This is a genomic window from Adhaeribacter swui (assembly GCF_014217805.1).
GTDB lineage: Bacteria > Bacteroidota > Bacteroidia > Cytophagales > Hymenobacteraceae > Adhaeribacter > Adhaeribacter swui.
The window spans coordinates 3,941,674-3,968,131 of record NZ_CP055156.1; the positions used below are offsets into that span (position 1 = coordinate 3,941,674).

Below are 26,458 nucleotides of genomic sequence, written 5' to 3' on the forward strand. Positions count from 1 at the left end.
CTAAATCTAAGTACAAGTACAACTCCCAATACAACTTGGTGTTTAAAGAGAAATTTTAAAATTTTGTTATTCTTACTTCCCGAAAAATAAAAAAGTCCGGTTTTTACACCGGACTTTTAGGATGGATTGCTAATTGTTTATAAAAATCTTTCTGGTAAATACCTTTGCTTCTTTAATTGTTACCACCGGCCCGGTTTAGTTCTTCCAGGTTGGTGTTGCGGTTCTTCTCTTCAAATTTGGCGCCTTTGTTAAACCGGTAGCGCAGGTTTAGCCGCAAGCTCCGGGAGCCAAAATACTGGTCGAATTCGTTGATGTTGCCGTTGTAATTAGCCCGGCCGATTATTTGCTGCCCCCGGAAAATATCGTTTACGTTTACTGAGAACTCCAGCTTGTCGTTCAGGAAAGAGCGTTTCAGGCCCACATCAATACCCCACAATCCGGAAATGCGGTACAAGGCATACGCTCCTGGCCCCTGGTAGAAGGCGTTTACCTCCAGGCGCACTTTTTTGGGTAATTGAATATTCTGGGTAGATTGGCCGTAGTAACTTAACAGCTTGTTCCGCAACGACCGTTCTTTTTGTTCGATGGTATAATCCTGGTAAGCCACGTTAAAAGTGTTGTTCATATCCCAGTTCTTCGAAATTTTAATGGGTAATACCAGGTTGCTGTTCACGTTTTCGTAGCGTTTCACGTTGCTTTGCATAAACACGGTCCGGTTCAGCTCGGGAAATTGTTCCGGCACTTCGGCAATAAAGTTGGTAGTAACCGCGTAGCCCATTTTAAAAATATACTTACTTTTTAAAGTTTGCGTCACTTCAAAAGAGTTGGTATAAGCCGGGCGCAAGCTCGGGTTACCCTGCGCATAGGTATACGGGTCGATGTAGAACACAAACGGGTTTAAGCTTTCGTAGCGGGGGCGGTTAATGCGGCGGCTATAGTTATAAGAAATCTGGTAATCTTTGCTGATGTTGTTCATCAGGAAAATACTCGGGAAAAGATTCAGATAATGGCGTTTAAAAGTAGTGTTGGTGGTAATCAGGTTACCTTCGCCTAAAGTTTGTTCGGCGCGTAAACCGCTTTGCAAACTCCATTTTTCGCTTAGCTTGGTGTTAAAGTTGGCGTAGGCGGCCAGTATTTTTTCTTTGTAAATAAAGTGGTTGCTTTTTAAAGCATCCGGCACGTTCACGTTATCTACGTTATAAAAGAAACGTAAATCGTTATCCGAAACTACCCGGCTAAATTTAGCCCCGAGCTCCAGTTTGGTATCTTTGGAGTAAGGCTTAGTAAAATCGGTTTTGGCCGAAAAGATATTGTAGTCCGAAGGGTTGTCGCTGCCGGGTAAAACCAACCGCGAATTACCGTTATTAAGCTGCTGGTATAAATTGTAAAACCGGGAATTAGAGCTGTTATTAATCATTACGTAATCTACATCCGCAGATAGGGTAGTGCCGGCCGTATCGAGTTTGCCCATGTAATGGCCGTTAAAGGTGTAGTTTGAAAACTGACCGTTAATTAAGTTAGTAGCTGTAATAAGCGAATCTACTTCGGGGTTGCCATTGGAAGTGAACGTACGCGTTATAAATTCACTATCGAAATCCTGGTAATACAAATTAGCCGTTACGCCTACGCTGTGCTTATCCGTAATATCGTAATCGGTGGTTAAGCGCATGGAAGGTACTTGCCGAATATCTTCTTGCCGGCCATTTGATTTTTGCTTACTGCTGCTGCTATCGGTATTAAATTCGCGGTTAAACATGGCATTGCGGTAGAATACCCGGCGTGCCGCATCAATATTGGCCGAAGTACTCCATTTTCCTTTTTTATAATTGAGGGTACCTCCCGTACTTAATCCCGACATGCCGTTGTGGAAGCTGCCCACGTACACGCTGCCGTTCATGCCGGTAAGCGAGTTTTTTTTCAGGTTAATATTTAAAATTCCGGCGTTACCTTCGGCATCGTACTTAGCTGAGGGGTTGGTTATAATTTCAATATCTTTTAAATTTTCCGCCGACATGCCCTGCAGCATGGTTTGCAGCTCTTTTCCGGATAAGTACGTTAATTTACCATCAATCATGATTTGAATGCCGGCTTTGCCGTTTAGCTGAATGTTGCCATCCTGGTCGATGAATACGCCCGGCGATTTGGCTAAAACTTCGTAAGCAGTGCTGCTGGCGGCAAGGGCAGTACCATCCACACTCACCACCATTTTATCGGCCTGAGCTACCACTTTGGGGCGCATCGATTGTACGGTAACTTCTTTTAATAATTTGGCATCTTCCTGCACGGTTAAAGTGCCAAAGTTTTTCGAGAACTCCGCGCTGTTTACTTCAAAAGGGGACGTATCTAAAGTGGTAAAACCAATAGCGGTAACGCGCAGCAGGTAAGTGCCGGTAGCCGGACTTTTAATGGCAAATGTTCCTTGTTCATCGGTGGTAGCGCCGGTAATTATAGCTTTGGTATTGGTTTGTACCACGGCTACGCTGGCGTAAGGCACTACGGTTCCTTTGGCATCTTTTACTATACCGGTAAGTTGGTTAGCCGTTTGGGCCAGGCTTTGTTGGCAGGTAAAAAGCAGGAGAAAAGCACTAAGATAACGGTACAAGTTCTTCATGATGTTTTTGTTTGAATAAGAGCTGGAGTTCTTATGCTATCATCTTCTACTTTTGTACCAATCTGGAAATTAATTTTTAAATATCTGATTTTTAAATGTTTGTATAATATGGTGTAGGTTTAGGGACTAAAATAGTGTACGATAACGTACAATTCTGTAATAATTTCGAACAGTAAAACTGATGAGAGAAAGGCGGATTATTGAAAATTTAGGTAGGCGCCGTGCGGGACAGATAATTTTAAAAAATTGAGTTATGGCGAAAATTAGCGAAAGGATTAAAATAAAAAAAGCTTTTACTTCCTGCCTCACTGCTGTCGGTTTCCGGACAAAAATGATTTAGGAAATAAAAGCTTTTAAGGGAAGCAACCCCGCAGGGCTAATTTATTATTAGTTACTCTGAGTAGTTTTTTGAGTAGTATTCTGACTGGTATTTTGGTTGGAAGGTCTTTGGGTAGCGTCCAACTGTTTTTTAAGTTCATCTATTTGTTGTTGCTGCTCTTTAATGGCGGCTACTAACAAAGGCACTAAACTCTCCAGGTCGGTATTTTTTAAAGTAGTATTGCGGTAGGTGTTTTTGGCTACCATATACGACTGCGACTGTGAGCTTACCAAATTAGGTAATACTTTTTGCACGTCATCGGTCAGAAAACCGTATTGCTGACCGACTGGTAAGTTAAGCCTATTAAAACGGCGGGTATCGTACTCGTACGCTTTAGGCTCTAACTTTTGCACATAACTTAAAGCATTTTCCAAGGGCGTGATATTCTTTTTTAATTCTTGTTCCGGAATTTGCTGGCCAAAACTTAACGAAGCACTACTGAAAAATACAATTACGGCTGCGGCTATTTTATATTTTAAGATATTCATTTTATTTGAAATTTAGGGGTTAAACATTTATTGTTATTAATTAACACAAAAGTAATTTCTGTAAATTAAAAGTAAATTAAAGACACATTAAAATTAGATTAAAATTTAACAATTTTATAGGTTATTAAGGTATATACTGGCTTATTATTAAAATTGATGCAATTTACATCCTTTTTAGAACTTTTAAATTTGTAATTTTTTAAAAATTTGATTTTCTGATTTAAAAAGTTCCGGTAAAAGTTAGACAGGTTTTATTTAAAATGGTGGATTGCCCAATCTCATTAATAAGTTGGTTTGCAAGTTGTTTTCACGAAAAGATGTGTACTTGGAAATATTATATTTATATCGTTTTGTGAAAACCGGTTGAAATTAAAAGTGGTTAAGTTGAAAATAGCATGAAAAATAAGATAAGCCATTAAAAACAAAAGCCTCATTTTATTAAAATGAGGCTTTTAAGAATTTAGAGGTTAAAATATTTTACCTCAGGAAAGGTATAGCTTCTACGTTTCCCTGGCTCAAAGCCATATCTAATGCCGTCAGGCCCCGGCTGTCGCGGATAGATAAGTCAGCTCCGGCTTCTACCAAAATCTTCACGATTTTATTTCGCCCGAACATGGTGGCAAACATTAAGGCCGTGCCACCGCTGCCATTCTGTAAATTTAAATCGGCTCCATTAGCAATCAGTAATTGGGCTATTTCGGGATAACCTTTAAAACTAACGCCCATTAAGGCGGTGTTGCCGGCTAAATCCTGGTGGTTTACGTTTGCGCCCCGTTCAATTAAGTATTTGGCGGCTTCCAGGTGTTCGTCGTAGGTAGCTAAAATCAGGGGGGTAAAACCGCGGCCATTCTGCACATCAATATCGGCTACCTGGCTCAACAACTCCTGAATCAGGGCAACATCGCCTTTACGGACGGCATCAAAAAGCAAATCAGAAGGTTCGGAAGAATAAAAAGACATATCTAAAATTTAAAATTTTTAAAAATAATTGCTTAGCTCCAAATTGCGTAATGGCGCGAACTAGCATATAAAGCTCAAAAATAAGAAATTGAACCGAAGATTATAGCAGCTACCATTTGCAGCAACCAACCGGAAAGCAACTTGCAGGCGGTTTATGTTAGATAAAGTACGGCCATACTACCAAAATGGCTCAACAAGGTTGGGAATTAATTTGGCTTACCGGTAAGATATACATTCAGAGTAGAGAATCTTAAATGCCGGTGTTGCCGTGATTATCGGGGTAACGAGGGTGAAAAATAATGATAACGAAAGAAAAATTCGGAAGTACGTTTTAGCTACAGCTTAATGGATTAAGGAACTTGCATTTTTAAATTTTTATCAAAGTTGACGGGGTTTGAAGGTGTAAAATTTGAAATTTTTAAAAAACAAAGCTACTTCTTATTTTTTAGTTAAATAAAGGCAATATTGGTTTGTTTCAGCGGCTTTAAAAATGATGGGTTATGCAATAATTTTTTAAAGGTTTGTTAAAAAATGCCTGTTTTATTTATCATGTTTGTGTAGTATTACTATTTCTGCTGGCACTACAGCTTATTTGTTACCTGCATGTTTACAAAAAGTAGTATTCGTATTTTTATTACCGCTGCCGTTTTATTTATTTCAGTTAAAGCTAATTGCCAGGATAAAGTTCTTTCCTTACCCGAGGCCCTGCAAACCAGTTTGGCCAATTACGGGACCATTAAAGCCAAAACCAATTACGTTCTGGCCGCCGAAGCCGCAGTAAAACAAAGCCAAAAAGAATATTTGCCGGATTTCAGCATTTCGGGGCAGCACGATTACGGCACAATTAACGGACAAAACGGAGCTTTCTATGGCTTCCGGGGTTTAAATTCTTCTTCTTCGGGCCCACCCATGGAAAACCAAAACTGGAACGCGGCTTTTGGTTCTTTGTATCTGGCAAACGTGAGCTGGGATTTTTTCTCTTTTGGTAAGGCGCGCGAAAGGATTGAACTAGCTAAAGCATCCCGGTCGCAGGACGAAGCGGATTTAACCCAGGAACAATTTCAGCACCAAGTACGGGTTGCGGCCGCTTATTTAAATTTGCAAGCCGCCCAACGGCTTACCCAATCGCAGGAACGCAACCTGGAACGGGCTTTGGCTTTGAAGCGGGTAGTAGTTGCCCGGGCGAAAAACGGTTTAAACCCCGGGGTTGATTCGTCGCTGGCCAACGCCGAAGTGTCCAGCGCCAAAATAGCTTTAACCCGTAGCCGCGATACCGAACAAGAACAAAGCAACCAACTCGCCCAGTTATTAGGAATATTGCCCCAAGGTTTTCGCCTGGATAGTACCTTTATCACTAAAGTACCGGTAGTTTTTGCGGCTACTACCAACTCGCCAACAGAAGGCCACCCGGTTTTAACTTTTTACCGGCAGCGGGTAAAAGTAAGCCAGGAAAGGGAAAAGTATTTTCGCACCTTACAATATCCTACATTTTCGTTTTTCAGTGTGCTGCAGGGGAGGGGCTCCGGTTTTGGGTACGATTACAACGAATTAAATACCCAGGCTTACACTAAAAGCTACCGCGAAGGCATAGTACCCACCCGCGGCAATTATTTGGTGGGCGTGGGCCTGGTCTGGAATTTAACCAGTTCGTTGCGCATACACCAGCAGGTACAAGCCCAGGAATATACCACCCGGGGTTTAAATGCCGAATATGAACTAGCGAACCAGCGGCTGCAAGCGCAAAAAAACCTGGCCGAAAACAAAGTGCAGAACGCCCTGAGCAATTACCGCGAAGCGCCTATCCAGATCCAGGCAGCCTCGAACGCCTATCTGCAAAAGAATGTACTATACAGCAACGGCCTGGCCACCATCGTGGATATCACCCAAGCTCTATACACCTTAAATCGGGCCGAAATTGACCGCGATATCGCCAATACCAATGTCTGGCAAGCCTTACTGCTCCAAGCCGCCGCCGCCGGTGACCTGAGTATTTTTACAAATGAATTTTAGAAAATAGACACCCATGCTCCTCCTAAGCTTAGAAGGAGAGTTTTCATATTATTGCTATCTACTTAACCATGGTAATTAAAATGTTTATGAAGGAATTAGGTGTATCACTCTCAAAGGATAATTAAGTGATGTGACACAAAGAAGAGGCTTACACACTATGTAACGATGTTGCTACATAGCCAAATAGTTTCGGAATGAATGACAAAGATTTTTAAAGTTTATAAAAATCAAATTTTTAAATTTTTAAGCTAGCTATGCAACAAGTAGCCTTATCCAAGTGCAAAGATTGACGCTAAACTGTTTGAGCGGCAGCGATTTTTTAGCGTCTTGACTTTTTTGGTTCTTTTTGTGTCAAGACAAAAAGAACAGAACCTGAGCAATGAAGTAACTTCACTAAGAAACTAATGCTAGGACTGTAGCTATGCGAACGAGAACTTTTTTTGAATTAACAACTTGCACTGTTCTATAAGTCACGGAAGTAACTTCCGCGCCATAATAGAGAAGCAAGGCATGAAAGTAAATGCGCGCTAAAATGCGCGATCAAAATTTTAATTTCACTAATTATCCACGATGGATTTAATCAGGAGTGCGCTACGAAAACCCATTACCATTATGGTAATTGTGGCGGGAGTGTTTTTCTTTGGGATCAATGCCATTCGTAACATCAAAATAGATATTTTTCCGGACCTTAAACTGCCTGTAATTTACATTTCGCACCCGTACGGCGGCTACACCCCGTCCCAAATGGAAGCCTACTTCGGGAAACAATACGTAAACCTGATGTTGTACGTGGCAGGGGTAAAAAGCATAGAAACCCGCAACATTCAAGGGCTTACCCTCATGAAATTAACTTTTTACGAGGGCACCAACATGGCCCAGGCCGCCGCCGAGGTAACCGCCTTTACCAACCGGGGGCAAGTGCTCTTCCCGCCGGGGTCGCAGCCGCCGTTTATCATGCGCTTTGATGCTACTACTTTGCCGGTGGGGCAATTGGTTTTAAGTAGCGCCATCCGCTCCAACAACGAATTGCAGGATATGGCCAATACCTATTTGCGATCGTCGTTTACCTCTATTCCGGGTTTGGTGTCACCGCCACCGTTCGGGGGAAATGTGCGCACTATTGTGATAAAAGTTAATCCGGAATTATTGCGATCGCATAATCTAACGCCCGACCAGGTAGTTTTGGCGATGCGGGAATACAACCAAAACTCGCCCGCGGGTAACGTGCGCATCGGGGACTATAATTATTTAACGCCCGCTAATACCTCTATTAAACGGGTGCAGGATTTTGAAAATATACCTTTGTATAAAGGCGCCATTCATAACGTGTATTTGCGCGACGTTGCCACCGTGGAAGATGCCGCTGACGTAACTACCAGTTATGCCTTAGTAAACGGGAAGAGGTCGGTTTATCTGGCAATTACTAAATCTGCGGATGCTTCGACCTGGGAGGTAGTTAAAAATTTAAAAAAAGCGCTGCCCCGCTTCCAAAGCCAATTACCGCCCGACGTGAAATTATCGTATGAGTTCGACCAGTCAGTTTACGTGATTAACTCCGTGAAAAGTTTGATATCCGAAGGAGTAATCGGGGCGATTCTTACCGGTTTAATGGTATTGTTTTTCCTCGGCGACAAACGGGGAGCGCTCATTGTGATATTAACTATCCCTACTTCCATCATCGCCGGGGTTTTATTCCTATATCTTTTCGGTCAAACCATCAACATTATGACCTTAAGTGGTTTGTCGCTGGCGATTGGTATATTGGTTGACGAATCCACGGTAACCATCGAAAACATTCACCAGCACCTAGATATGGGTAAACCCAAAGCTTTGGCTATCTGGGATGCTTGTCAGGAAATTGCTTTTCCCAAGCTGTTAATCCTGTTTTGTATTCTGGCGGTGTTTGCCCCGGCTTTAACCATGAAGGGCATTCCGGGAGCTTTATTTTTGCCGCTGGCTTTAGCCATTGGGTTTTCCATGATTACATCGTATTTGCTGGCGCAAACTTTTGTACCCATTATGGCAAACTGGCTCATGCAGGATCATCATAAAACCAACCACGCTTTGCCGCCATCCCATACCAACCACGACCTGGAAGATACCTGGGATCAAAAGAAAATATTACTGGAAGGCAGTAAAGATGGGAAAGTAACGCGTTTTGATAAATTCCGGTTGCGTTTTCTGCGATGGATCGAAGTTATGCTGCCGCGCCGAAAAGTAATAGTGTTGGGCTACGTGGTGTTGGCGCTGGGCATTTCGGCGGTATTACTCACTACCATTGGCCGCGATGTGTTACCCAAAGTAAACAGCGGCCAGTTTCAGGTGCGTTTGCGGGCTCCCGATGGAACCCGTATCGAGCGTACTGAAGCTAAACTGGTAAAAACTTTAAAAGTGCTCGAAAACATGGTGGGTAAAGAAAATATTGAAATTTCTTCCGCCTTTATCGGGCAGCATCCGGGTCAGTATTCTACGGCGCCTATTTATTTGTTCATGAGCGGCCCCCAGGAAGCCGTGTTGCAGGTAAATTTAAGCGAAGATTACCACGTGAATATGGACGAACTCAAAGAGCGGTTCCGGAAAGAAATTAAAGCCGCCATGCCGGAGTTGCGGGTATCTTTCGAGCCTATAGAATTGACCGATAAAATTTTGAGCCAGGGTTCGCCTACGCCCATCGAAGTAAAAGTATCGGGCAAGAACAAAAAGCTCAATGAAGAGTATGCCCAAAAAGTAACGCAAAAACTAAAGCAAATTGCTTACCTCCGCGACGTGCAAATCGGGCAGGCCATTAAATACCCGACCATCAACATTAATATCGATCGTACTCGGGCTTCGCAGCTAGGTTTAAGCGTGTCGGATATTTCCCGGTCGCTGGTAGCTTCTACGTCGTCGTCCAGGTTTATCGAGAAAAACGTTTGGGTAGATGATAAAGCCAGCCAAACCTACAGCGTGCAGGTAGAAGTGCCGGAATACAACATGGCCAGTATCAACGATATCCGGGAAATCCCGTTGATGGCTAACCGCACCCGGCCGGTTTTAAGCGATGTTGCCGATATAGAACCAGCCACTTCTTACGGCGAAAACGACAACGTGGGTGTTTTACCGGTAATTTCGGTAACGGCTAATTTAAACCAAATAGACTTAGGTACGGCTTCGGCGGACGTGCAGGCGGCTATAAAAGCATTAGGTGAATTGCCCCGCGGCTTAACCATCGAAACTACTGGTTTATCCCGCACCCTCGACGAAACCCTGGATAGTTTGCAGTCGGGTTTACTGGTGGCCATTGTGGTGATTTTTTTAATGCTGGCTGCCAACTTTCAATCATTTAAAGTTTCGCTGGTGGTATTATCCACGGTACCGGCCGTAATCTTAGGTTCTCTAGCTTTGCTACTCTTAACCGGTTCTACGCTTAATTTACAATCGTACATGGGCATGATTATGTCGGTGGGCGTGTCGGTGTCTAATGCGGTTTTACTCGTAACCAATGCCGAACATTTGCGGCGGCACAACGGCAATGCGCTGGAGTCGGCGAAAGAAGCGGCGGCTTTGCGGCTGCGACCCATATTAATGACTAGTTTGGCCATGATTGCCGGTATGATTCCCATGGCCTCGGGTCTGGGCGAAGGCGGCGATCAGGCTTCGCCTTTGGGCCGGGCGGTAATTGGGGGCTTAATTGCTTCTACGTTTGCGGCTTTGCTTATTTTGCCGTTGGTTTTTGCCTGGGTGCAAGGTAAGGCCAGCACCCAATCCGTATCTTTAGATCCGGAAGACAAGGAAAGTAAATTTTATATTCCCTCACTCCATGAAAATTAATTTTTTAAAAATAAATGCTTTTTCGGGCAAAATAATAGTGGGTAGTAGTCTGGTGTTGCTCTCGTGTTTTTCCGGTTGTCACTCGGCCAATAGTAAAAACGAAGAAAATGCCGAAATGGTAGAAGCTCCTCCCGTAGAAGTGATTACGTTGCAAAAAGGAAAAATTTCTTCTAACCTACAGATTCCCGGCGAGCTGTTGCCCTTTCACCAGGTTGATTTGTACGCCAAGGAAAATAGTTACGTCCGGAAAATGTTCGTGGATGTGGGCTCGGAGGTAAAGCAAGGGCAATTGCTGGTGAGCCTAGAAGCGCCCGAACTAAACTCCCGGCTCGCCGAAACGCAGTCGCGGTTAAAATCGCAGGAAGCTTTGTATACCGCCAGTAAAGCGCATTATCAACGTCTTCTGGAAACCAGTAAAACGCCCGGCACCATTTCGCCCAACGACCTGGACCAAGCCTTAGCTAAACAGAATTCGGATTTTGCGCAGTTAGAAGCCGCGCAGGCAGCTTACCGGTCGGTAGTGGCTACCCGTAATTATCTGGAGATAAAGGCACCCTTTAACGGAGTGGTTACGGCTCGGAATGTCAGCGTCGGCGCTTACGTAGGGCCATCTGGTAAAGGCTCGGAGTTTCCTTTGTTAACCTTGCAGGAACAGAAAAAACTGCGTTTAGTGGTATCGGTGCCGGAAATGTACACCGGCCTGTTAAGCAAGCAAGACCAGGTAACGTTTAAAGTGAAATCCTTACCGAACGAAGAATTCAAAGCCCAGGTAAAACGCATGGCCGGGGCGCTGGATACCCGTTTACGCGCCGAGCGCCTGGAAATGGACGTAGCCAATACTAACGGTAAACTATTACCGGGGATGTACGCCGAAGTAAACCTACCTTTACCCGCCAAAGACAGCACCTTTGTGGTGCCTACCAGTGCGGTAGTGGCTTCTACCGAGAAAATATTTGTAATTAAAGTAGCCGATCATAAAGCCCAGTGGGTAGAGGTTCATAAAGGCCGCCAAGCAGAGGAGAAAGTAGAAATCTACGGAAATCTAAATCCCGGTGACCAGTTGGTAACCGTTGCAACGGATGAAATACGCGATGGCTCGGAGTTGCCGCGGGTACAATTAGGGCAGTAAGTTTTCGCTAGCGCGAGTGTGCTGTTTGTGCTTGCTGTATTAGTTTGCATAGATGATAAATATGGCGCGTATTTACATCGTGCTTTGCTATTTCCCTTACTATGGCGCGGAAGTTACTTCCGTGACTTGCAGATTCTCGTTCGCATAGCCGCTGTACCAGCCCTTTCGAATCAAGTTAGCTTAAAAAGTTCTCGTTCGCATAGCTACAGTCCTAGCATTAGTTTCTTATTGAAGTTGTTTCATTGCTAAGGTTCTGTTCTTTTTGTCTTGACACAAAAAGAACCAAAAAAAGTCAAGACGCTAAAAATTCGCTGAACGCTCGGACAGTTTAGCGTCAATACTTGCACCTGGTTACCGCTGTTTATTTCATAGTAGATTAGCAGATTTTTAAATTTTTTAAAATTTAAAAATCTTTAAATACTGGTGCGAGCGTCCACGCTCGCGATAGGTTAAGGGCGTATAAATACCTTTTAGAGAGATAAGAATAATTTTATTAAGTGACTGGAACCACAACAAAGTTTAACTTTCGTGGATGCGCGGGTAGTTAATTTTTATTAAAGTTATTTAGAGCAGAACCCAAACAACAATCCCCAACTATCATGACAGTTTGGGATTGTTGTTTAAATCATTCAGAAATCAAAAATTTAAAATTCTAAAAATTTAAAAGATTATAGGCGGTAAGCTAGTTCGGTGGTGCCGCCGGAAGTGCTCATTTTAACCGGAATGCCGCCGCCATTTACGGTACCTTTTACCCGGCGGGTGTCGGAGGTGCCGTTAAAGTTGGTTAAAGCGGTTTTTACCCGGTTGCCTTCTAAATCCAAATCCAGGCCTTCGCCGCCAGGGATGGTGGCGTGCACACTGCCGCCGCTGGTTTCCAGGGTTAAATATTTGCCTAAACTGGTAATATCGGCATGGATGCTGCCGCCGCTGGTGTGGGCATCAATGTCGCCGGCTATGTCGTGTAACTGAATGCTGCCGCCGCTGGTATGGGCTTTTACCCGGCCTTTGGCATCTTTAATGGTAATAGAACCGCCACTGGTTTGCGCATTTAAGTTACCTTGGTAATCATCCAGCGTAATGCTGCCACCGCTGGTATGGGCATTCATGTTGCCTTTTATATTTTTAAAATCGAGGCTGCCTCCGCTGGTCTTTACTTCTTGATCGCCGGTAACGGAGGCCAGATTGATGCTGCCGCCGCTGGTGTGCAGGTTGCAAGCCATTTGCTCCGGCACCTCAATTTCAAAACCAATGCTTAGGGCGTCTTCCTTGTTCCAACCTTTATCTTTACGTTCGGCAATGGCGTAAATGGTATTACCTTCCTGGCGCACATCAATGGTGTATTTGGCCAGGGCTTCCGGCGACGGGGCATCTAATCTTTTTTTCCAGTTGGCGGGGGTAACAAACACCATTACTTTAACCTGGTTGCCAGAGCCACCGGTTACTTTAATGCTGCCACCCGAGGTTTTGGCTTGCAGCTTGCCCACTCCATTTAAAGTAAATTCTTTTACCTGAAAAGGTTTTTTATCTAATGCCAGGCTGGCGAAACTGGTTGCCAAAGTGGCCAGGGTGAGCAACAAGGCGAAAGAGTATGCGGTAATCTTTTTCATAGCGGTTTATTTTAGGATGATTAATTGAATAAGGGTGATTTACTAACTTAGATGCTGCTTAGATGCCGAAGGTTGCCTGATTACACAAGCTTTCTTCGTTAATTTTTAAGTAGTAAAAAGTAGTAAGCGCAATTACGGTTTAATACTTATTTAAATGCCAACATAAGTATTGGCCTTAGTTTAAGTTTGTGTTTTGATTATGTTAATAAGTTTACAGTTAGTAAATTATTAAATATATCGATAAGGTTGGCCTGAGCTGCATTTTTTATTTAGCGCTACAAAAGAGTGAAAATAGATCAATAAGTCTAGGCTGTTAATGGAAATGCAATGAAGCTTTATCAATCCATAAAAATCAAAATAGGGGTTAGTGCCGTATGGCTGATAGGATGTTGTTTGGGGTAAGTAAAGGGTAGGAAATATTTATTTTACCAATATGCCGATTATCTTTTTACCTTAACTTGCAAACCATATTAGCAGTAGCTACCAAATTTTTTAAAAATTTAAATTCTTTGCCCGAAAAAATTATTAAAATAGGCATTACCGGACCAGAATCTACGGGTAAATCTACCTTAGCCGAGCAATTAGCCAATCATTACGGAGCTGTATGGGTTCCGGAATACGCCCGCGAATACCTGGCCAATTTACAAAGGCCGTACACGCAAACGGATGTAGCGCAAATTGCCTCCGGGCAGTTGGCCCGCATGGACCAGGCCTTAAAGCAAAACCCTAAACTTATTTTCTTTGATACCGAATTAATAGTTTTAAAAATATGGCTGGAAAACGCTTACGGCACTAGTCCGGATTGGCTGCGGCAAGCCATTGAGCAACAAAATATAGATTTGTACCTGCTCATGGATATTGATTTACCCTGGGAACCCGATCCGCAACGCGAGCACCCGCACCTGCGGCAGTTTTTTTACGATTGGTACCAGCGCGAATTAAAAGCCCATAAGTTTAACTTTGTCACTATTTCCGGATCTTACCAACACCGGTTACAAGCTGCCCGCCAACAAATAGATAAGTTGCTGGCAAGTAATTAGACTTTAGATACTAGATGTTAGACTTTTGGTATTTAAACAACAGGGCTACGCCAAATTATGAAATAAGAATTAATGCGCTCTGCTTTTCTCTACCAAATGAAAACTTGCGACTTTTAACTTAATACTTTCTACGTAAAACCTGTAACCTGCAACCTGTAACCTAAAACCTCCCATGATGCATACCCTACAAAACAGTACTTACCAGATTGGCGTGCAGGAACACGGCGCCGAATTGTGCAGTTTTAAAAATACGCAAACCGGTTTAGAATATATCTGGCAAGCCAATCCGGCTATCTGGGCGCGGCATGCTCCGGTTCTATTCCCGACGGTAGGTAAACTCAAAAATAACCAATACACATATCAGGGTAAAAACTATACCTTGCCGCAACACGGTTTTGCCCGCGACTTTCCGTTTGTTCTGGAAAGCAAAATCGAAAACGCTTTAACTTTTTTGCTGGAGCAATCCAAAGCTTCGTTGGCTAATTATCCTTTTAATTTCCGGTTGTATATTCGTTATCAACTAGATGAAAATGCTTTAACGGTATCTTATCGGGTTGAAAATCCGAATAGCCATGATCTGTATTTTTCTTTGGGCGCTCATCCGGGTTTTACTTGTCCTTTGTTCCCCAAGGAACAGTTCTCAGATTATTACTTAGAATTGGAGCAGCCTGAAAATTTAGAAAGATACTTACTCGATGCTGGCTTGCAGAATGGCGCTACAGAACCGGTGCCGCTGGAAAATAAGAAGCAATTGCCGCTTACCTATGAATTGTTCGAGAAAGATGCCATTGTTTTAAAAAATTTAAAATCCCGGAAGATTTCTTTACGCAGCCGTAACCACGAACATGGCCTGGATTTTTTATTCCCAAACTATCCCTATTTTGGCATCTGGACTAAAGAGAAAAATGCGCCCTTTATTTGCCTGGAGCCCTGGCACGGCATTGCCGACAGCGTGAACAGTTCCGGTGAACTTACCCAGAAAGAAGGCATTATAATGCTGCCTCCCGGTCAGGATTTTACTTGTGCGTATACGATTGTTGTAAGGTAGAAGGAAATGTAATATTAACAGGATTTGAATGTATTCAATCAAAAAAGCTTTTGCTCTGATGGATGAAACCTCAGGGCAAAAGCTTTTTTAATTTTTACGATTTTCTACTCAGGAATATACTAACACGCCATCTTCGCGCACAAAAATGCGGGGCGTAGGCTTATTATAGTCCGGTTCAAAATCACTTACTGGCAGGGAAATGCCCGGCGGTAAATCCAGGTCTGGTAAGTCTAAACCAATTGGCTCGCCACCATCATCGTCACTGCCTTCTGACGAAGGTCTATTGTATTTGCGGCGGGGCATCACAATAAAATATGCCAATATCGTAAGCACCGCAAAGGTATAAAGTAGTGAAATTAACATAATATTTAGTCACTATTAAAGGTTAATCTGCATAAAAAGCCATAATGATGTAACGTAATACCCCCTAAGAGGTTTTTAGTTTGGGTCCTGATTCCCAAAGTATTTTATTACTCTAGTTCAAGATAACAAGATAACAATTAAAAAGTATAATGGATATAAAATTTGTAATAAAAAAAAATGCCGCTACCTTTGGCGCAGTTTAGGGGTGCCTTATAATTTCAGGCTGAGATCATACCCATTGAACCTGATCCGGGTAATGCCGGCGAAGGGAAAAACGGATTTTCTTTTTTACTGCTCTTTTGTCGGGCACTCCTGCTTCTATTTTTAAAAATAAAAAATTTAGCGGGATGAAACACGCACTTTTACTTAGTTTTTTAATTTTTTGCCCTTTATTTGTTTTTGCCCAGTTTACCGTAACTGGCCAGATTACCGAAGCCGGTTCCCAAAAGCCTTTGGTGGGAGCCACCGTGCAAATTAATCAAACCGGCACCATTACCAACGAGCAAGGGTATTACGAGTTAAACGCCATTCCCTCCGGAAAGCAAGTATTGCAGGTATCGTACGTGGGCTACGAAGCCAGTAAAACGGAAATTACCGTTAATCAAAATACTACGCGTAACTTAACGCTCAACCTCAGCAGCATCCGGGCCAACGAAGTGGTAATACAGGCTACCCGCGCCAACGATAAAACCGGTACTACTTTTACCAACGTCAGCAAAGAGCAAATTGCCGCCCGCAATTTTGGGCAGGATTTACCTTATTTGCTGGAGCAAACGCCTTCGGTAGTAGTTAATTCCGATGCGGGTGCCGGTGTGGGGTATACGGGTATCCGCATCCGGGGCTCCGATATTACCCGCATTAACGTTACGGTAAATGGTATTCCGGTAAACGATGCCGAGTCGCACGGGGCTTTTTTCGTGAATATGCCGGATTTAGCTTCGTCGGTGCAGGATATGCAGGTGCAACGGGGCGTAGGAACTTCTACCAATGGCGCTGGTGCCTTTGGGGCCAGCATCAACATGCGCACCATAGGGGTAAACCGCGAAGCCTATGCCGAAGTCAACAATACCTTTGGGTCTTATAACACCTGGAAGCATACCGTTGCTTTTGGTACTGGTTTAATTAATAACAAGTTTACGGTGGATGGCCGCTTATCCCGGATTTCGTCGGATGGTTACGTCGACCGGGCTTTTTCCAAATTAAAGTCGTACTACCTGGCGGCGGGTTACAACGGTAAATCGGGCATGCTCAAATTTGTTACTTTCTCGGGGCAGGAGCAAACCTATCAAGCCTGGAATGGGGTACCCGAAGATTCGCTTAAAACCAATCGGCGGTATAATTCTTTAACCTACGACAACGAAACTGATAATTACCAGCAAGATCACTACCAACTGCATTATTCTAAAACTTTCGGGCCGCAGTTTGATTTTGGTGGCGCTTTTCATTTAACCCGCGGCAAAGGCTACTACGAACAATACAAAACTGACCAGAGCCTGGCTAATTATAATGTGCCTCCGGTAGTATTGGGCGATACTACCATAACGAACACCGATTTAATCCGCCGCAAATGGCTCGATAATTATTTTTACGGGGCAACCTACGCTTTAAACTACCGGGCGCCCCAAAGCACCTTCTCGGCTACCTTGGGTGGTTCCTGGAACCGCTACGACGGCGACCATTACGGCGAAATTATCTGGGCGCGTTACGCTTCCAGCAGCGAAATTCGGCAGCGTTATTACCAGGGCGATGCTTTAAAAACCGACTTTACAGTGTATGGCAAAGTAAATTATCAGGCGAACGAGCAATTGGGCTTTTTTGGCGATGTGCAATACCGCACCATTACTTACGACCTGAAAGGCACCGACGATAACCAGCGCAACGTAACGCAGCAAGCTGATTTTCAATTTTTAAATCCGAAGGCCGGCGTTACTTACGCTTTTACTCCGGGCCAGACTATTTACGCTTCTTACGCCGTAGGAAACCGCGAACCCGTTCGCAGCGATTTCGTGGACCGCAAAGGAGCCGAGCAACCCAAGGCCGAAACCATGTACAACCTGGAAGCCGGTTACCGTTTACGCGGTAACCAAACAAACAGCAACGGCCAGCCCCTCACGTATAGCCTGGATGTTAATTACTTTTACATGGATTATTACAACCAACTGGTGTTAACCGGCCAGTTAAACGATGTGGGTTCGGCGTTGCGCACCAACATAAAACGCAGCTACCGCACCGGGGTAGAACTCGCGGGTTTGGCTAACTGGCGCAATGTGGTGGAAGTGAGTAGCACTTTAACCTTAAGTCGTAATAAAATTAAAAATTACGCCGAAACGGTTTACGTGTACGATGCTGATTACAACGTAGAAAATACGGTAGTTAATAATTACGCCGAAACTGATATTTCTTTCTCGCCCAACGTAGTGTCGGCGCATAAAGTAGAGGTACAACCAGTAAAAGGTTTTAAAGCAGCTATTTTGTATAAAACCGTGAGCAAGCAATACTTGGATAATACTTCCAGCGAAGAGCGTAAAATAAACGGATACCAAGTGGCCGATCTACGCTTCCGGTACGTTGTTCAACCCACTTTTATGAAAGAACTGGAATTGGCTTTGTTGATCAATAACGTTTTAAATAAAAAGTACGAAGCCAACGGCTATACTTTCAGCGAACAATACTCCGGCGACCCCACCCGCTACGATTATAATTACTATTATCCGCAGGCCACCCGTAATTTCCTGTTATCGGTAGGCGTTAAGTTCTAGATCGCAGATTTTCGCGGATTTGGCGGATTGCGCGGGTTCATTAATATGTAGCGTTTCAAATAAAATAAACTTGGATAAATGTTAGAAAAGGCTTCTTCGGAGGTCTTTTTTGTTTTGCACCAACGGGTAGAAAGAAGTAAGCAGGAAAACATTGGGAATGGGAGAGGAAATAAAATCAACTTATTTTATCTAAACCATTTCTAAACTCAATAGAATTCTAAACTTTGGTAACAGCACATCTCCATCCAAGATTAAATAGTATATTTAGATTTACGATAAAAGAACCCGGATACTGTTGCTTAGTAGAATAATAACACATTCTGTGAAATCCGTTTAATCTGCCAAATCCGCGATTTATGACTGACTATTTTAAAATTTCGGACCTGCTCACCGACGAACACCGGCTCATTCAGCAAACCATGCGCGATTTTGTGCAGCGCGAAATTTCTCCCAACATCGAGCAATGGGCGCAGGAGGCGTACTTTCCGCCGGAAATCGTGCGCAAGTTTGGGGAGGTAGGGGCGTTTGGGCCAACCATTCCAACGGAGTACGGTGGGGGCGGACTGGATTATATTTCGTATGGCCTGATCATGCAGGAATTAGAACGCGGCGACTCAGGCATGCGGTCTACGGCATCGGTGCAAGGTTCGCTGGTAATGTTCCCTATCTACCAGTACGGCTCCGAAGAACAACGGCGGAAATATTTGCCTAAACTGGCCAGCGGTGAATGGTTAGGTTGTTTTGGTTTAACGGAACCCGATTATGGTTCTAATCCGGGCGGCATGCTCACGAACATCAAAGAAGAAGGCGATTATTATATTCTGAACGGATCCAAAATGTGGATTTCTAACGCACCAGCTTGCCAGGTTGCGGTAGTATGGGCCAAAAATGAGGCCGGTCGCATTAAAGGCGTGATCGTGGAGCGCGGCATGGAAGGTTTTTCTACGCCCGAAATTCATAATAAATGGAGTTTGCGCGCCAGCACTACCGGCGAGTTGGTTTTTGATAATGTAAAAATCCCGAAAGAAAATATTTTGCCCAACATCGAAGGTTTAAAAGGACCATTAAGTTGCCTGGATTCGGCCCGGTACGGTATTGCTTGGGGAGCCATTGGTGCCGCTATTGATTGTTACGAATCGGCGCTCCGGTACGCTCAACAACGCATACAATTCGATAAACCTATTGCTTCTTTTCAGTTAATCCAAAAAAAACTGGCCGAAATGCTCACCGAAATTACCAAAGCCCAACTGCTAGCCTGGCGTTTAGGTATGCTTAAAAACGAAGGCAAAGCTACCACCCAGCAAATATCTATGGCCAAGCGCAACAGTGTAGATATGGCTTTACAAGTAGCCCGCGAAGCCCGCCAAATCCACGGGGGCATGGGCATAACCGGTGAGTACCCCATCATGCGCCACATGATGAACCTGGAATCCGTAATCACCTACGAAGGCACCCACGACATTCATTTACTCATTACCGGCGCTGATATTACCGGCATTCCAGCTTTTAAATAATATAAATTTTAAAAATTTATATTATTTAAAAGCTGGAACTAGCGCAAGTGTTAAGCCTAGCGTCACTTGTGCTCCATAGACAACTGGAAGTCTCCCGACTTCTGAAACAAATGAATAATTCTTGTTTTACCATTTAATTAATATACCCACAATGACTAGACAAAATATTGCTTCGGGTGCTATTTGGGAAGATGTGGTAGGATATTCAAGAGCCGTACGGGTTGGAAATGTAGTGGAAGTAGCCGGTACCACCGCCGTAGCTGGTGACCTGATTATTGGCCTGGACGATCCTTATGAGCAAACCAAATTTATTTTAAGTAAAATAGAAAAAGCGTTGCAGGAAGCTGGAGCCAGTCTGGCAGATGTAGTCCGGACTCGGATGTTTGTGGTAGATATTTCGAGTTGGGAAGAAATTGGGCGGGCGCACGGCGAATTTTTTAAAAATATTAAACCGGTAACTTCTATGCTGGAGGTAAAAGCCCTCATTCAACCTGGATTATTGGTAGAAATAGAAGCAACTGCTATTATTCCGGATTAAAAAAACTCTTAATTAATATTGCCTAATACAATGCTTTTAGTTTAAGATAATCCTGCCGTAAACTTAATTTTAATAGGGCTTAGTTATTGATATGTTTTGCTAATTAAATTAGAAATTATGTGTGAATAATTAAAATATTTAGTTTTTTAGTTGATTTTCTTACTAAAAAGGAGCCTTTTACCGGCTAAAAGTGTTATCTTTAAGTTATAAAAACGGACTTCGAGTTATACTTATATGCGTGAAGATTATTTAAGCGGCGATGACGAAAACATGTCGCAGGCTGAAAAAGAAATAGATAAAGCGCTCCGGCCCCTTAGTTTTCGGGATTTTACCGGTCAGGATAAAATTGTCGAAAATTTAAAAATATTCGTGTTGGCTGCCCGTCGCCGCGGCGAAGCCCTCGACCACGTCCTCTTGCATGGGCCTCCCGGTTTAGGTAAAACTACCCTATCGCACATTATTGCATCGGAACTGGACGCCAATATTAAAATGACTTCCGGGCCAGTACTGGATAAACCAAGCGATTTAGCCGGTTTGTTAACCAATTTAGAACGTAACGATGTTTTATTCATCGACGAGATTCACCGGTTAAACCCTATTGTGGAAGAGTATTTATACTCGGCCATGGAAGATTATAAGATTGATATTATGCTGGACTCCGGCCCCAATGCCCGGACTGTGCAAATCAGTCTGAATCCGTTTACGTTAATTGGGGCTACCACCCGTTCGGGTTTATTGACATCGCCACTACGAGCCCGTTTTGGCATTAACTCGCGGCTGGAGTATTACGATTCTGCTTTGTTAACCAGCATTGTCAAGCGGTCGGCGGATATTTTGGGTTCACCTATCCACGATGATGCAGCCTATGAAATTGCCCGCCGGAGCCGTGGTACCCCGCGTATTGCCAACAACTTACTGCGACGTACCCGCGACTTTGCCCAGATTAAAGGTGATGGTACCATTACCGTAGAAATTGCCCAGTTTGCCCTGAATGCCCTGGACGTAGATCATAATGGCCTGGACGAAATGGATAACCGAATTTTAAATACCATTATCGATAAATTTAAAGGTGGTCCGGTAGGGTTATCTACCATTGCTACAGCTTGCGGCGAAGAATCCGAGACCATTGAAGAAGTATACGAACCATTCCTGATCCAGGAAGGCTATATTAAACGGACGGCTCGCGGACGGGAAGCTACGGAATTAGCTTATATCCACCTGGGTAAAATACCGCCCCGGCAAATTGGTACTTTGTTTGATTCGCCTTTATCTTAAAAGCTAAAATTTAAAAATTTTAAAAAAGCAGGCTACGTGCCTGCTTTTTTGCTTTTATGGGCAGTAACCGTGCTCAAGAAATTTTTTGTAATTGAAGCTGGATGATAAAAGTAGTCGTGGGTAAGGATTAATTTTCTTTTAATTTTGTTATCGGCCTAAAGTAGGAAATCCATTGACACCAACGCAACACTATACCCATTTAATAAAGCAAAAAGCAACCGAGCTGGGTTTTATGTATTGCGGTATATCCCGGGCTGAATTTCTGGAAGAAGAAGCGCCTAGGCTGGAAAACTGGCTTAACCGCCAGATGCATGGCCAAATGCATTACATGGAAAACCACTTCGACAAACGCCTGGACCCGCGCTTGCTCGTAGATGGCGCCAAATCCGTAGTTTCATTATTGCTCAATTATTATCCCGAAGAACAGCAGCCCGATGATACTTTTAAAATTTCCAAATACGCCTATGGTCAGGATTACCATTTTGTTATAAAAGATAAATTGAAAAGTTTGCTGGCCTACATTCAGGAAGCAATCGGGGAAGTAGGAGGTCGGGCCTTTGTGGACTCGGCGCCGGTACTGGATAAAGCCTGGGCTAAAAAAAGTGGTTTGGGTTGGGTTGGTAAAAACAGCAATTTAATAACGCCGCAGGTAGGCAGTTTTTATTTTATTGCCGAGTTAATTATTGATCTGGAACTGGAATACGATGGTCCGATAAAAGATTACTGCGGCACCTGCACCAAATGCCTGGATGCTTGCCCGACCAATGCTATTCTGGAGCCTTACGTGGTAGATGGCAGCAAATGTATTTCGTATTTTACCATTGAATTAAAAGACCAAATTCCGGCCGAGGTAAATGGTAAGTTTGGCAACTGGGTATTTGGCTGCGACATTTGCCAGGATGTTTGCCCCTGGAACCGTTTTGCCAAAGCCCATCAGGAACCAGCTTTTACGCCGCACCCGGGAATAAAAGAATTTTCAAAAAAAGATTGGCAGGAAATTACCGAAGAAATATTTAAAGAAGTGTTTCGTAAGTCGGCCGTTAAACGCACTGGTTATAACGGCCTCTTACGAAATATTACATTTGTGACGGAAAAAAACGAAGATTAATTAACTAGGAAGCTTTCGCAAAAACCCGGTTGATGATGCCATGATAAATGCCGGAGAAGCGGACGTAGCACCATTTCCGTAATTCTTCTAGTTCTTCCTGAATGAGCATTTTAAAAGCTTTACGCAATTCTTTCTCAAATAACCGGACATCAAAACTTACTTTAACAAGAATAGTTTTAACATACTCTAACATTTTGTTTGTTTATTTTAAAAATGAAATTATTCTTTAAACTACTCAAACCAAGTGCTTGTTTTGAGCTATCTAATATACGGGAATGTAGCTTAGATGTTGAATTAATTTTAAAGAATTGTTCAAATTTTAATAAACATGTTAATAATTAAGTTGTTAAAAATAGATTGGTTGTATTTTTTTAAATTCAAAAAAATATTTAAATTTTTTAAATTTATAACAAAAAAGGACGGGTTGTCCGTCCTTTTTAAGTATTACTAGGGAAAGCTTGTTTAATTTTTTAAAAAAGGCGTAACGATCGCTTGTATTTGTTCGGTACTTAAGGTCTCATCGAATGCTTCTGAAGCAGCCGCGTCGCTGATGGATATACCACCAAAAGTGCCCGTAATTTTTACGCCAGCCTGGGTGGTGGCTTCTTCTCCGTCGTAAATAGCCTGTACTAAAGCTGGTAAACCGCCCCGGTCTTTACCGGTAATCCAGGGCTTTTGATCAGCGGGAGCAGCTGCAAAATCGCGGCGCATGCGCCGAATATGGGCTGCGTGGCGTGCTTCTACCGAGTGAATTTGCAAAGCAGCCTGTAGTACGTCGTTGTTGCTGATTAAAAAGGCCGCTTGACCTTTGTAGGCACGTACGCCGGTGTCTTCAAAAGCTTGAGCTACGGCCAACATTGTTGGGTAATCTTTAAATGTCATACCGCCCAAAGCGCCTTTAGCATCAAAATCAAAGCTGTCGGCGGTGTAAGTAGGAGCATCAGCACCCAGTGCACCTTTCAAGAAATTTACGTGCGCTACTTCGTGGTTCCGGATGGTTTCAAAAGCTCCTTTACCAGCGGCACTGGCAAAAATATCGGTGGCAGCAGCTTGTTTGTAAAATTCTGCTTCCAGGTTTTCTAATAAGTAAGCAAATTTAAGTACATCGGTAACCGAGCGCGTAGTTGTTTGGCCATAGGCTTTGTTAAGCATAGCACCAAAAGCCAGGGGAATGGCGGTGGCAGCTAACTTTTTGCCAAAACCAGCAAAATGTTTAAATACGGCCCGGCGCGAATCTAAACGCTCGTATATTTCCGGATCAGCTTTTTCTATTTGGGTAAGCAGGTTATATATATTCATGATTAGTTTCTCCTGATTTTAAATTAAGATGTAGGTAATTTGCTGAAATCAATGGTTTCCTTAATAAAGGATTTAGCGGCGGCAAGAACTTCGGATGGCATTTTAGCATCATCAAAACCATTGGCATTGTTAGCCGTGTTGGCAAAAGTTCCGTTCGAGATCAGGTCAGCAATTTCAGCAGCATGACGCGCTTCCACCGAAACGATTTTACCCGCGATAGTTAAAAAATCCGGATTGGTTAATAATTTGCCGGCGCCGTTGTAAGCCGTAACACCTAAATCTTCAAAAGTTTTAGCAGCGGTTAGCACAGCATTTCGGTCTCCGAAATTAATAGAAGAAAAATCGGGAGTTAAGGCCGGAATAATGGCTGTAGGAGCAGCGGCGGTAATGGCTGCTTTAAAGAATTCGCGGTGCGCAATTTCGTGATCGCGAATGTCCGTGAAAATAGAAGTTTCCAGAGCCGTCATGCCCGAAAATTTGGTAGCTACCACTTGGGTGTAAAAAGCAGCTTCTAATTGTTCCAGCGCATACGCATAATTTAAAATTCCTACATCGCCCGAGCCCAGGCTTACGGCACCAGTACCGGTAGTTGGGGGAGTATCTACTACGCCGTTAAATTTCCCGTCATCGTCGTCGTTACAACCAGATATCAGGAGGGTAGTTAATGCGGCTCCCGCTCCGGCAAATTTAAAGAAGCTTTTCCGGTTAATGGGTTTATTAACCGACTCGGTTAACCCATTACCGCTTGCATTCGGTTTTGATAGTTTCGTCATAATTAGGTATGTTTTATAGAGTGTAACAAAAACTCTGACGAGCTGCCGCCAACTTTAATCATAGCGAATGAGGTAGCTGTTTCTCTTCAGATTTAACCGACCTACGAAGTATGTCCGGAGTCTGGATTTTAAGATTTTTAAAAAAACGCGGTTTTATTTCTGATTTTTTAAAAAATCTGATTTCTTGATTTTGTGTAATGGTGTAAGTAATAGATTATCAATTATTTAAATTGGGTTGATATTTTGAGTAGTATAAATTTGAAAGAATAAATTTTAACTTGCCAACGTTGTTTTTACTGGAGATTTAAAAGACTCCGGTGTTTATTAGCTATTCTGTGTTAAAAAAATATATTCTTTTATGTTTGTTTGGGTTGGTCTTACTCCCGGTTTACGGGCAACAGATTAGCATTGAGTTTGGCCCCAATCAAATCCCCATCGAAACGTATTTTACCATCTCAATCCGGTTAAAAGGAGAACCTTTAAAAGAGGCATCGCCTTTTCCCGAAATCGAAGGATTTCAAAAAAGTAACCGCTTTTCGAAGAAAGTTACTTTAAAAACGGGCAATAACTTGGTAGAGGAGGTGCATACCCAAAATTATGCGGCTTTAAACGAAGGTACTTTCACGATTAAACCATTCTCTATAACCGTTAATGGTCAGGCAGTAAAAAGTCCGGGAATAACCGTGCAGGTTGGCCCGGTCAACGACGATGAAGTGCCCGGTACTGTAGATGAGCCCGATGCCGAGCAAGCAGAGTTACCTAATACGGGTGGTCAATCTTTTTTAAATGTAGAAGTAAGTAAAAAACAAATTTACACCGGCGAAGGAGTACACGTAGCTTTGTATTTTTATTTATCATCGGCCGAAAACGGACAACTGGAATTTTATGATTTTTTGCAGCAACTACCCGAAATATTTAAAAAAATTAAGCAGCCAACGTGCTGGGAAGAAGTATGGGAACAAAGCGAAGTTTTGCCGGATACGGTAATGGTGAAAAAAGAAAAGTACATCCGGTACAAATTATACGAAGCGGTAAATTATCCGCTTAATGCCCAAAATTTGGTGTTTCCGGCCTTAACTTTAAAAATGCTGAAATATACGCCGGCTAAAGACGCCACCTTTGCCGATGAAAAGCGGCAGTCTGAAGTTAAACTGTTTTATTCCACGACTAAAATGGTTGCCGTAAAAGCTTTACCTCCTCATCCGCGCCGGGAGTCAGTGCCGGTTGGTATTTACCGGTTAGATGAAAATCTGGAACGTGCCAAAGTGCCTATTAATCGGGCGGTAAATTATAATTTTTCTATTATCGGGGAAGGTAATATTGCCGCATTGCCAGCACCGGTTTTGCAAAACCTGCCTACTTTAGAAATATATCCTCCCCAAATTAAAGAAAGTATATTGCGTCAGCAGCAACGCATCTCAGGCTCTAAGCAGTTTAACTATTCCATTATTCCTAAAACGCCTGGTAAAGTGCCTCTTCGGCAATTAATGCAATTTATTTACTTCGATCCCAAGCGGGAGCGATACGATACGCTTCAGTCCCGGTTTACCTTACAGGTAATAGGCACCGTAGACCGCGACGCCGCAATTGGTACCGGAGTAGCCGGCGACTTCTATAATCTAATTCAAACAGAAGATAATAACCTGGTCAGTATCCATAAATTCGAAAAACTTAAATTGTATACCAACCTGATTGTATTACTTTTGCTGGCCATATCTATTTACACTTTTTTTAGAAAAACATAACA

Annotated in this window: 19 protein-coding genes and 1 riboswitch; of the genes, 11 read left to right on the forward strand and 8 right to left on the reverse strand. The window is 43.1% G+C overall.

Going from position 1 to position 26,458, the window contains the following annotated elements:
• Positions 1-172 precede the first annotated feature (172 nt).
• From HUW51_RS16485 to HUW51_RS16495, 3 genes are all read right to left on the reverse strand, one after another.
• Positions 173-2,611, reverse strand: a complete 2,439-nt coding sequence (locus HUW51_RS16485) for a TonB-dependent receptor domain-containing protein (protein ID WP_185270722.1) — start codon at positions 2,609-2,611, stop codon at positions 173-175.
• Positions 2,612-2,998: 387 nt separating this feature from the next.
• Positions 2,999-3,478, reverse strand: a complete 480-nt coding sequence (locus HUW51_RS16490; RefSeq protein WP_185270723.1) for a tail fiber domain-containing protein — start codon at positions 3,476-3,478, stop codon at positions 2,999-3,001.
• Between the two features lie 477 nt (positions 3,479-3,955).
• Positions 3,956-4,438 (reverse strand): ankyrin repeat domain-containing protein, encoded by a 483-nt coding sequence (locus HUW51_RS16495; RefSeq protein WP_185270724.1) that lies wholly within the window; start codon positions 4,436-4,438, stop codon positions 3,956-3,958.
• 603 nt (positions 4,439-5,041) lie between these two features.
• Here HUW51_RS16495 and HUW51_RS16500 point away from each other — a divergent pair.
• From HUW51_RS16500 to HUW51_RS16510, 3 genes are all read left to right on the forward strand, one after another.
• A complete protein-coding gene (locus HUW51_RS16500; protein WP_185270725.1) occupies positions 5,042-6,448 on the forward strand; it encodes a TolC family protein in 1,407 nt (468 codons plus the stop codon).
• A 570-nt stretch (positions 6,449-7,018) separates the two neighbouring features.
• Positions 7,019-10,258 carry an efflux RND transporter permease subunit gene (locus HUW51_RS16505; RefSeq protein ID WP_185270726.1) on the forward strand — a complete coding sequence of 1,080 codons (3,240 nt, stop codon included), beginning with the start codon at positions 7,019-7,021 and terminating at the stop codon, positions 10,256-10,258.
• On the forward strand, positions 10,248-11,387 hold the full coding sequence (locus tag HUW51_RS16510; RefSeq protein ID WP_185270727.1) for an efflux RND transporter periplasmic adaptor subunit: 1,140 nt from the start codon (positions 10,248-10,250) through the stop codon (positions 11,385-11,387). The genes HUW51_RS16505 and HUW51_RS16510 overlap by 11 nt, the downstream gene beginning before the upstream one ends.
• Positions 11,388-12,055: 668 nt before the next feature.
• Here HUW51_RS16510 and HUW51_RS16515 read toward each other — a convergent pair.
• Positions 12,056-12,994, reverse strand: a complete 939-nt coding sequence (locus HUW51_RS16515) for a DUF4097 family beta strand repeat-containing protein (RefSeq protein WP_185270728.1) — start codon at positions 12,992-12,994, stop codon at positions 12,056-12,058.
• Between the two features lie 458 nt (positions 12,995-13,452).
• Between HUW51_RS16515 and HUW51_RS16520 the strand changes: the two genes are divergently transcribed.
• Both HUW51_RS16520 and HUW51_RS16525 read left to right on the forward strand, forming a co-directional pair.
• On the forward strand, positions 13,453-14,034 hold the full coding sequence (locus HUW51_RS16520) for an AAA family ATPase (protein ID WP_228466689.1): 582 nt from the start codon (positions 13,453-13,455) through the stop codon (positions 14,032-14,034).
• A gap of 172 nt (positions 14,035-14,206) precedes the next feature.
• Complete coding sequence (locus tag HUW51_RS16525; protein ID WP_185270729.1) at positions 14,207-15,082, forward strand: aldose 1-epimerase family protein; 876 nt, start codon at positions 14,207-14,209, stop codon at positions 15,080-15,082.
• A 108-nt stretch (positions 15,083-15,190) separates the two neighbouring features.
• Here the strand turns inward: HUW51_RS16525 and HUW51_RS16530 are convergent, their stop codons facing one another.
• Entirely contained in the window at positions 15,191-15,445 is a 255-nt protein-coding gene (locus tag HUW51_RS16530) for a hypothetical protein (RefSeq protein WP_185270730.1), read from the reverse strand.
• A 191-nt stretch (positions 15,446-15,636) separates the two neighbouring features.
• A riboswitch (TPP riboswitch) is annotated at positions 15,637-15,734 on the forward strand.
• A gap of 58 nt (positions 15,735-15,792) precedes the next feature.
• Here HUW51_RS16530 and HUW51_RS16535 point away from each other — a divergent pair.
• From HUW51_RS16535 to queG, 5 genes are all read left to right on the forward strand, one after another.
• A complete protein-coding gene (locus tag HUW51_RS16535) occupies positions 15,793-18,204 on the forward strand; it encodes a TonB-dependent receptor (protein WP_185270731.1) in 2,412 nt (803 codons plus the stop codon).
• A gap of 356 nt (positions 18,205-18,560) precedes the next feature.
• Positions 18,561-19,718 (forward strand): acyl-CoA dehydrogenase family protein, encoded by a 1,158-nt coding sequence (locus HUW51_RS16540; RefSeq protein WP_185270732.1) that lies wholly within the window; start codon positions 18,561-18,563, stop codon positions 19,716-19,718.
• A gap of 151 nt (positions 19,719-19,869) precedes the next feature.
• Positions 19,870-20,256 carry a RidA family protein gene (locus HUW51_RS16545; protein WP_185270733.1) on the forward strand — a complete coding sequence of 129 codons (387 nt, stop codon included), beginning with the start codon at positions 19,870-19,872 and terminating at the stop codon, positions 20,254-20,256.
• 234 nt (positions 20,257-20,490) lie between these two features.
• Positions 20,491-21,531, forward strand: a complete 1,041-nt coding sequence (gene ruvB, locus HUW51_RS16550) for a Holliday junction branch migration DNA helicase RuvB (protein ID WP_185270734.1) — start codon at positions 20,491-20,493, stop codon at positions 21,529-21,531.
• Between the two features lie 172 nt (positions 21,532-21,703).
• Positions 21,704-22,639, forward strand: coding sequence for a tRNA epoxyqueuosine(34) reductase QueG (queG, locus tag HUW51_RS16555; protein ID WP_185270735.1), 936 nt, complete (start codon positions 21,704-21,706; stop codon positions 22,637-22,639).
• Between the two features lie 4 nt (positions 22,640-22,643).
• On the opposite strand, the gene HUW51_RS16560 is transcribed toward queG, so the two are convergent.
• The 3 genes from HUW51_RS16560 to HUW51_RS16570 all read right to left on the reverse strand — a co-directional run bounded on the left by HUW51_RS16560 (position 22,644) and on the right by HUW51_RS16570 (position 24,711).
• Positions 22,644-22,832, reverse strand: a complete 189-nt coding sequence (locus tag HUW51_RS16560) for a hypothetical protein (RefSeq protein WP_185270736.1) — start codon at positions 22,830-22,832, stop codon at positions 22,644-22,646.
• A 269-nt stretch (positions 22,833-23,101) separates the two neighbouring features.
• Positions 23,102-23,938, reverse strand: a complete 837-nt coding sequence (locus tag HUW51_RS16565) for a ferritin-like domain-containing protein (protein ID WP_185270737.1) — start codon at positions 23,936-23,938, stop codon at positions 23,102-23,104.
• A gap of 23 nt (positions 23,939-23,961) precedes the next feature.
• The gene (locus HUW51_RS16570; protein WP_185270738.1) at positions 23,962-24,711 is read right to left on the reverse strand and encodes a ferritin-like domain-containing protein; all 750 of its coding nucleotides are present in this window, start codon (positions 24,709-24,711) and stop codon (positions 23,962-23,964) included.
• Positions 24,712-25,046: 335 nt separating this feature from the next.
• Between HUW51_RS16570 and HUW51_RS16575 the strand changes: the two genes are divergently transcribed.
• On the forward strand, positions 25,047-26,456 hold the full coding sequence (locus tag HUW51_RS16575) for a BatD family protein (RefSeq protein WP_185270739.1): 1,410 nt from the start codon (positions 25,047-25,049) through the stop codon (positions 26,454-26,456).
• Positions 26,457-26,458: the final 2 nt, after the last annotated feature.

Coding starts and splice junctions, on each gene's coding strand:
- HUW51_RS16525 (WP_185270729.1), top strand. CDS start 14,207: ATGATGCATACCCTACAAAACAGTACTTACCAGATTGGCGTGCAGGAA.
- HUW51_RS16535 (WP_185270731.1), top strand. CDS start 15,793: ATGAAACACGCACTTTTACTTAGTTTTTTAATTTTTTGCCCTTTATTT.
- HUW51_RS16500 (WP_185270725.1), top strand. CDS start 5,042: ATGTTTACAAAAAGTAGTATTCGTATTTTTATTACCGCTGCCGTTTTA.
- HUW51_RS16510 (WP_185270727.1), top strand. CDS start 10,248: ATGAAAATTAATTTTTTAAAAATAAATGCTTTTTCGGGCAAAATAATA.
- HUW51_RS16485 (WP_185270722.1), bottom strand. CDS start 2,611: ATGAAGAACTTGTACCGTTATCTTAGTGCTTTTCTCCTGCTTTTTACC.
- HUW51_RS16570 (WP_185270738.1), bottom strand. CDS start 24,711: ATGACGAAACTATCAAAACCGAATGCAAGCGGTAATGGGTTAACCGAG.
- HUW51_RS16515 (WP_185270728.1), bottom strand. CDS start 12,994: ATGAAAAAGATTACCGCATACTCTTTCGCCTTGTTGCTCACCCTGGCC.
- HUW51_RS16530 (WP_185270730.1), bottom strand. CDS start 15,445: ATGTTAATTTCACTACTTTATACCTTTGCGGTGCTTACGATATTGGCA.
- HUW51_RS16565 (WP_185270737.1), bottom strand. CDS start 23,938: ATGAATATATATAACCTGCTTACCCAAATAGAAAAAGCTGATCCGGAA.
- ruvB (WP_185270734.1), top strand. CDS start 20,491: ATGCGTGAAGATTATTTAAGCGGCGATGACGAAAACATGTCGCAGGCT.
- HUW51_RS16495 (WP_185270724.1), bottom strand. CDS start 4,438: ATGTCTTTTTATTCTTCCGAACCTTCTGATTTGCTTTTTGATGCCGTC.
- HUW51_RS16490 (WP_185270723.1), bottom strand. CDS start 3,478: ATGAATATCTTAAAATATAAAATAGCCGCAGCCGTAATTGTATTTTTC.
- HUW51_RS16560 (WP_185270736.1), bottom strand. CDS start 22,832: ATGTTAGAGTATGTTAAAACTATTCTTGTTAAAGTAAGTTTTGATGTC.
- HUW51_RS16540 (WP_185270732.1), top strand. CDS start 18,561: ATGACTGACTATTTTAAAATTTCGGACCTGCTCACCGACGAACACCGG.
- HUW51_RS16545 (WP_185270733.1), top strand. CDS start 19,870: ATGACTAGACAAAATATTGCTTCGGGTGCTATTTGGGAAGATGTGGTA.
- HUW51_RS16505 (WP_185270726.1), top strand. CDS start 7,019: ATGGATTTAATCAGGAGTGCGCTACGAAAACCCATTACCATTATGGTA.